The 7,166-nt window shown below is 69.9% G+C and carries 4 protein-coding genes and 2 pseudogenes; all 6 read left to right on the plus strand.

Annotated elements, in window-relative coordinates; genetic code table 11:
• The first annotated feature begins 839 nt into the window (after window positions 1–839).
• Window positions 840–2,348, plus strand: a complete 1,509-nt coding sequence (locus IEY88_RS42605) for a glycosyltransferase (RefSeq protein WP_229694294.1) — start codon at window positions 840–842, stop codon at window positions 2,346–2,348.
• Window positions 2,345–4,288 (plus strand): glycosyltransferase family 39 protein, encoded by a 1,944-nt coding sequence (locus tag IEY88_RS42610; protein ID WP_189160594.1) that lies wholly within the window; start codon window positions 2,345–2,347, stop codon window positions 4,286–4,288. The genes IEY88_RS42605 and IEY88_RS42610 overlap by 4 nt, the downstream gene beginning before the upstream one ends.
• Before the next feature lie 23 nt (window positions 4,289–4,311).
• Window positions 4,312–5,142, plus strand: coding sequence for a DUF4397 domain-containing protein (locus IEY88_RS42615; RefSeq protein ID WP_189160595.1), 831 nt, complete (start codon window positions 4,312–4,314; stop codon window positions 5,140–5,142).
• 158 nt (window positions 5,143–5,300) lie between these two features.
• Window positions 5,301–5,693: pseudogene (locus tag IEY88_RS45680) on the plus strand (glycosyl hydrolase family 8); the annotation flags it as partial.
• An 88-nt stretch (window positions 5,694–5,781) separates the two neighbouring features.
• On the plus strand, window positions 5,782–6,228 hold the full coding sequence (locus IEY88_RS44800) for a hypothetical protein (protein ID WP_229694296.1): 447 nt from the start codon (window positions 5,782–5,784) through the stop codon (window positions 6,226–6,228).
• A gap of 137 nt (window positions 6,229–6,365) precedes the next feature.
• A pseudogene (locus IEY88_RS44805) lies at window positions 6,366–6,806 on the plus strand (class F sortase); the annotation flags it as partial.
• Window positions 6,807–7,166: the final 360 nt, after the last annotated feature.

Here is a 7,166-nt window from a genome sequence, read left to right on the forward strand (position 1 = left end):
GAGCAAACACCTCGTAACGCGTCATGCACGCAGCTGCCGACGACCGCACGCGGCTAAGCCGGTGCGCCCGCAACGGGGCGGACTGATCGGGCGGCGTCCGTGCTGCGGTGGTAGAGACCACGACGCCGAAGAGCACCGGTCGGCGAGATATACGAGCTATTCGACTGGCCGCGCGCTTGAGCCCGCGACTGTCCCAACGCTGTGTGGACGGTGACTTCGTAGCGGCAGCGAGATGTCGTAGCGGCAGGTGACTACGGGCACGGTGACCGTCACGCCGGCTGGTTGATACCGCATGACATGCCCGGAGAACAGGACCGAAGGTGCGGCACCTCGGCCCGCGCAGCACCGCGATGATCATTTGAGCGTGCAGTCTCACGCGAATTCGTTGACGGCCGAGCAGTGCAAGGCCACATCGAGGAGATGCCGCCGTGCATGGCTTGAGGTGCTTCATGTGCTGTGGGCAGCGAACCCGAGCAACACGCGCCCGAGCACACAAACGGCTCGACCTAGAGCCGGACCCGTGTGGAGGGAAGCGACGAGCGCTGCCCCGGCATGTAACTACGCACTGAGGTTATGCAGCCAAGAACTCGCGATCGGGAACGTCGCGCTGAGATGTCGGTGAGGTGAACGCGGATAAACGTTATGTGTGCAGGCCCACGACGGGCAATCTGCCCCGAGGTGTCACCCGAACAAGTGATGCAAGCACATGTGATCACAGACGGCGATGTCTGGGGTTTCCCGAATCGGCCGCGTGGTGACAGCACTCCGCGTGGAGATCAACAGCGGAGGTAGCGATGTCCCCCGGACCAAGCACAGTTCGACGAAAGTGGCCACGGGCAGTGGCTGTGGTGCTCGGGTGCGTGTTCGTGTCCTTCATGGCGGTCGGCCCGAGCGCCGCCGCCCAGCCCGCGCCGGTCCACCTCGTCCAGGCGGACACCGCGCCCACCGACCAGTTGTTCCCACCCGCTCCCGCTGACCCGTTCGGGGTCACCGCACCCGAACGGGCCGTGAACGTGCCGGGGCAGGCCGACGCCACGTCGAGCTGGCCCGACAGCGCGCTGGGGATCGCCGGTGCCGTGTTGCTGGTTCTGGTGTCGCTCGCGTTGACGGTGGTGGCGGGCACAACGCTGTGGTGGATGCTGCACGCCTGGCGGACCCCGGCGTCGCTGCTGGCCACGGGGTTCAGCCGGCGTTCCAGCACCTGGCCGCGGTCGTTCTCGCTGATCGTTCCCGCCCGGCACGAGCAGCAGGTGCTGGCCGACACCCTGGACACCCTCGCGCTGCTCGACCACCCGGACTACGAGGTCCTCGCGGTGATCGGTCACGACGACCCGGAGACCGAAGCCGTCGCCCGCGCGGCGGCGCAACGGCATCCGGCGATCATCCGCGTGCTCATCGACCACAACACGCCCAAGAACAAGCCCAAAGCGCTCAACACCGCGCTGGCCGACTGCCGCGGTGACATCACCGGCGTGTTCGACGCCGAGGACGACGTCCACCGCGACCTGCTGAAGCTGGTCGAGGCGCGCTTCGACGAGACCGGCGCGGACGTCGTGCAGGCGGGCGTGCAGCTGATGAACATACACACGACCTGGTGGTCGCTGCGCAACTGCCTGGAGTACTACTTCTGGTTCCGCAGCAGGCTGCACTTCCACGCCGAGCAGCGGTTCATCCCGCTGGGCGGCAACACCGTGTTCACCCGGACCGACCTGCTGCGCGAACACGGCGGCTGGGACCCGGAGTGCCTCGCGGAGGACTGCGAGATCGGTGTGCGGCTGTCGTCGGCCGGAGCCGTGGTCGCCGTCGCCTACGACCCGGAGGTCGTGACCCGCGAGGAGACCCCGGACACGATCACGTCGCTGGTCAAGCAGCGCACGCGCTGGGACCAGGGATTTCTGCAGGTGCTGGGCAAGGGGGAGTGGCGCAGACTGCCCGGCCCGCGCCAGCGGATGCTGGCCCGCTACACGCTCGCAATGCCGTTCCTGCAGGCCTTCACCGGCGTGATGATCCTCATCGCGATCGTCGTCATGCTCACCGCGAAGGTCCCCACGGCCATCACCCTGCTCACGTTCCTGCCGCTGGTGCCGACCCTGGTGACGATCGCCGTCGAGATGGTCGGACTGGGGGAGTTCGCCAAGTCCTTCGGGATGCGCGCCCGGCCGCTGGACTACCTGCGGCTGGTGCTCGGCACGTTCCCGTACCAGATGCTGCTCGCCTTCGCCGCCGTCCGTTCGGTGTGGCGGCAGGCGCGAGGTGACGGCAGCTGGGAGAAGACCTCGCACGCCAACGTGCACCGCACGATCACGGTGGTCGACGACGACCTCGTGACCGCCGGAGCCGCACGATGACCGCGCTGCTGGACAAGACCGTCGCACACCAGGAACCCGCCCCTCCGCGCGAGAACAGGCTCGCCGGGTGGGCTCGGGTCCGGCGCACGTCCCTGCTCGTCCTGGGGCCGCTGCTGCTGATCACCGGACTGGTCCGCTGGATCGGCCTGTCCCGTGCGCCGCAACGCATCGACGACGAAGGCACCTACGTCGCCCAGGCGTTCGCGGTCGAGCGGTTCGGCGAGCTCTCGCACTACACCTACTGGTACGACCACCCTCCGCTGGGCTGGTTGCAGATCGCCGGGTACACCACACTCACCAACGCCTTCGAGCGCACCGCCAACGCGGTCGTCGCAGGCAGGGAGTTCATGGTGATCATGGCGCTGGTGAGCGCGCTGCTGCTGTGGCTGCTCGCCCGCAGGCTCGGCGTATCCCGCCTCGGCGCAGGGATCGCCGTCGCGGTGATGGCGTTGTCGCCACTGGCCGTTCAGTTCCAGCGCACGGTGTACCTGGACAACGTCGCCACCCCGTGGATGCTCGGCGCGTTCGTCCTCGCCCTATCACCGCAACGCAGGCTCGCCGCAACGGCCGGCGCCGCCGTGTGCTTCGGGGTAGCGGTGCTGAGCAAGGAGACCTACCTGCTCATGCTGCCGTTGCTGCTGTGGCTGATGATCCGCAACGCCGACCGCAGCACCCGCCGCTACGCGCTCGCAGTGGCCGGGACGCTCTTCGTCCTCATCGGACTGTCCTATGTGCTGCTCGCCGTGGTGAAGGGCGAACTGGTTCCAGGGATGAACCGGGTGAGCCTGGCAGACGGCCTGTACTTTCAGCTGTTCGGCCGTGAGTCCAGCGGCAGCGTGCTCGACGCCGCGAGCCTGAGCAGGCGTACGTTCGGCATCTGGTTCCAGCTCGACGTGTTCCTGCCGATCGCGTCGGTCCTCGCCGCGGTGGCGGCGCTGTGGTCGCGGCGGCTGCGGCCCGTCGCCGTCGGATACCTGGTGCTGCTGGCGTTCATGCTGCGTCCGGGCTACCTGCCCGTGCCGTACGTGATCGCGCTGATCCCGTTGGCGGCACTGCTGATCGGCGGCGTGGCCGACCTGGCGGTGCGCAAGGTGCGCAGTGGACGACGTTCCCGCTTCGTGACCGTGCCGGTCGTGCTTGCGGCCGTCGCGGGGCTGGCCGTGGCCACCCCGGCGTGGGGTGGGCAGTTGCGCGGCCTCACGGTCGCGGACCTGGACGCCCCCGTGGCCCAGGCCCAGGCCTGGGTGATCGACAACGTGCCGGTCGAGGATCGTGTGGTCGTGGACGACGCGTTGTGGGTCGACCTCGTTCGCGCGGGCCGTAACCGCGATGACGTCGTCTGGTACTACAAGGTCGACACCGACCCGGCGGTCGCGGCCAAGGCACCCGGCGGGTGGCGCGACTACGACTGGATCGTCTCCACCAACTCGCTGCGCACCTTCCCCGACGGGTTCCCGATCGTCGACGAGGCGATGAAGAACTCCACCGTCGTGGCGACCTTCGGCACCGGAACCGACCGCGTCGACATCGCCCGCGTCGATCCGAGCGGTGCGGACGCCCAGAAAGCGCGGCTGGCCGAGGACACCGCCGCCCGCACGGTCGCCGGACAGGCCTTGGCGGGCAACCCACGGCTGAGCCTGTCCACCCAGGCCCGACAACTGCTGGTCGACGGCCGAGTCGACGGACGCCTGCTCGGGACCCTGGCCACCGCCGCCGCGACCGGTCCGGTGACCGTCGTGGACTTCCCCGGCGTCGCCGCCGAGGAGGCGACCGGCCAACCCCGCCGCCAGGCGCTGCTCGCCGGCGCTGACGGGCTGGCGCCGTTCTACGAGGGCCAGATCCCGCTGTACCGCCCGTCCCGCGTCGAGACCCGTTCCGACGGCCTGCTCGTGGCCTACCCGCCGGTGACCCCCGCCGGTGTGCTGCGCGGCCTTCGATGACCCGCTTCCCAGGAGGAACCACCATGACCACCCGCCGCTTGAGCACCATCGTGCTCACCACCGCCGTCGCCGCAATCGCCCTCGGGCCCGTCGCCTCGGCTGCCCCCGCCGCTCCACCCACCGGATGGGTGCGCCTCGGTCACCTCTCGCCCAGCACTCCGGCGGTGGACGTCTACCTCGCTCCGCTGGGCGGTCCGAGCCAGGAGGTCATCCGCAAGGCCTCCTACGGCACCCTCACCGGCTACAACAACCTCGTGCCCGGCCCGTACACGGTCGCCATGCGTCCCGCGGGTGCGTCGGCCGACTCCCCGGCGATACTCAACTGGACGGTGCAGATCAAGGCGGGTTCCGCCTCCACCGTCCTGGCCGTGGGCGATCGGGAGAACCTGCGCAGCAGCGTGATCACCGACGAGCTCTCCCCGCCCGCATCGGGAAAGGCCAAGGTGCGGCTCATCCAGGGCGCGCCCAGTGAGGCCAAGGTCGAGGTGAGTGCGATGGGCGGACCTACCCTGGCGCGCGACGTCGCCTACGGCACCGCCACCGGCTATGCCGAGGTCTCCGAGGGCCGGTGGACGCTCGACGTGAAGGCTAGCGGTGACTCCACAGCGACGGTCGACGTGCGCGCGGGATCAGTGCAGTCGCTGCTGGTGCTCGACAAGCCGGGTGGCGGCCTGGAGGTCAAGCCCGTCACCGACGGCTCCGGCATGGCGGCCATGCCGCTCGGGGGAGTGGAGACCGGAGCAGGCGGGACCGCGCCGACCTCCGTTGTTCCCGTGCTTGGCGCCGGCGCCATGCTGCTCGTCGCTGGCGCGGCGCTTCTGCGCCGCCGTCGTGTCGTGGCGGCCACGAGGTGAACCGTGCCGTCCTGGCGGGCGCTCTGATTGGTGCGCTGCTGGCGGCCGGGGTCGTGGTCTACCTCAACGACGACGTCCCGGCGCCGACGGCAGACGCCACCGCGACCGGCCAGGCACGCAAGTTCCTCGATCGCTACGTGAACCCCGACGGCCGCGTGGTGCGCCACGACCAGGGAGGTGACACCGTAAGCGAGGGGCAGGCCTACGCGCTGCTGCTCGCCACCGCCGTGGGTGATCACTCGCGAGTCGCCTCGGTGTGGAAGTGGAGCGCGGACAACCTGCGGCGCCAGGACGGCCTGCTGTCGTGGCGCTGGGCCGACGACGGTGTGCGGGATCCCAACTCCGCCACCGACGCCGACCTCGACGCCGCCCGCGCGCTCGTGCTCGCGGGCGACCGCTTCAGTGACGGCGACCTGACCTCGGCGGGCAAAACGCTCGCGACCGCGGTGCTCGACCACGCCACCGTCGCGGTGGGGCAGGAGCGAGTGCTCGTCGCCGGCAACTGGGCCCGCACCGCGCCCTATCCGGTCAACCCCAGCTACCTCAGTCCCGTCGCCACCGCACAACTTCGCGCCGCCACCGGCGACCCGCGCTGGGACCAGCTCTCCCGCAGCGCGAGCGCCCCAGGTCGCCGAACTCATGGACGCACAGGCACTTCCGCCGGACTGGGCCCGCGTCGACGACAGCGGCGCCATCACCGCGGCCGCCGGCCCGGTCGGGACACCGCCCCGGTTCGGGCTCGACGCCGCGCGAACGGTGCTGCGGTTCCAGGAGTCCTGCCAGGACACCGACCGGGCACTCGCCGGCCGCACCGCGACCGAGCTCGTGCTGCCACCACAGGACACCAGAGCCGTGTACGACCTCGCGGGCAACCCGCAGGTCGACTGGCAACACCCGCTGGGCCTGTCCGCCGCGGCGGCAGCGGCGGACGCCTCCGGCCAGCGCGACCGCGCCGACGAACTGCTCGACGCCGCGTCGCACCTCGACGAACGCGACCCCACCTACTACGGGGCGGCCTGGGCCGCCCTCGGCAGGGTTCTGCTGCGCACCACCCTGCTCAACGACTGCGCGAGGACTTCGCCGTGACCCAACTGCTTCCCCTGCTTCTGCTCGGCCTCGTCGTGACCGGGTGTGGCGGCACACCAGCGGCGGCCCCCGCACCAGCTCCGGCCCAGTCTTCTGCGGTCTCCGGCCCGCAGCCGTTGCCCGGGATGGCGGTGGCCGAGCCGGTGTCGGTGCGCGTGCCCCGCATCGGGGTCGACTCGACCCTCGTCCCGCTGCACCTGGACACCGCGGGAGTGCTGCAGGACCCGGACGTCTACGACCAGGCCGGCTGGTTCGCCGACGGTCCGGCGCCAGGAGATCCCGGTCCCGCGGTGATCGCGGGCCACGTCGACTCCACCGACGGCCCGGCGGTGTTCTACCGGCTGCGAGAACTCGTGGCCGGCGACGAGATAACCGTCGTCCGCTCGGACGGCCGGACGGTCGTGTTCCGAGTGGACGGTGTGCAGGACTACCCCAAGGACGTTTTCCCCACGGCGGCCGTGTACGGCCCTGCTCCTGGCAGCACGCTGCGGCTCATCACCTGCGGCGGCGAGTTCGACCACGGCAAGCGGTCCTATCGGGACAATATCGTTGCCTACGCCACCGCCATCACAACCTGATAGCTACCTCCGCCTGCTGGCTGGCACGCCGCGCGAGGACCGAACACTGCAGACACATCGGTGAGCTCACTGACGTTGACGTCGTGTTCCTCAACCTGGCCGACGACGTTGTGGAGGATGCGATCGTCGACGCGTGACGGCATGTACCGGTGTACCTACCTGGTCGGTAAGAAGATCATGTCCTGTGGTCAGATCGTCGATCCGCACGGGCTCCGACCGCCGCGTAGGTGAACAGCCGCCACCGTGTGATCACGGGCTGGCGGCCGGTTCCCGTGGGTTCGGTCGAGGTGTGCGGTTGCACTTAGGGATCAGTTCAGAATGAGCTTGCGCAGGCAGATGATCGAGCAGGCGAGGCTGAGC

Origin of the sequence: Lentzea pudingi (assembly GCF_014646255.1) — a bacterium.
Lineage (GTDB): Bacteria > Actinomycetota > Actinomycetes > Mycobacteriales > Pseudonocardiaceae > Lentzea > Lentzea pudingi.

What these genes read in the sequence shown, in the direction of transcription:
- IEY88_RS42615 (WP_189160595.1), top strand. Translation starts at nt 4,312, where the DNA reads ATGACCACCCGCCGCTTGAGCACCATCGTGCTCACCACCGCCGTCGCC.
- IEY88_RS44800 (WP_229694296.1), top strand. Translation starts at nt 5,782, where the DNA reads ATGGACGCACAGGCACTTCCGCCGGACTGGGCCCGCGTCGACGACAGC.
- IEY88_RS42610 (WP_189160594.1), top strand. Translation starts at nt 2,345, where the DNA reads ATGACCGCGCTGCTGGACAAGACCGTCGCACACCAGGAACCCGCCCCT.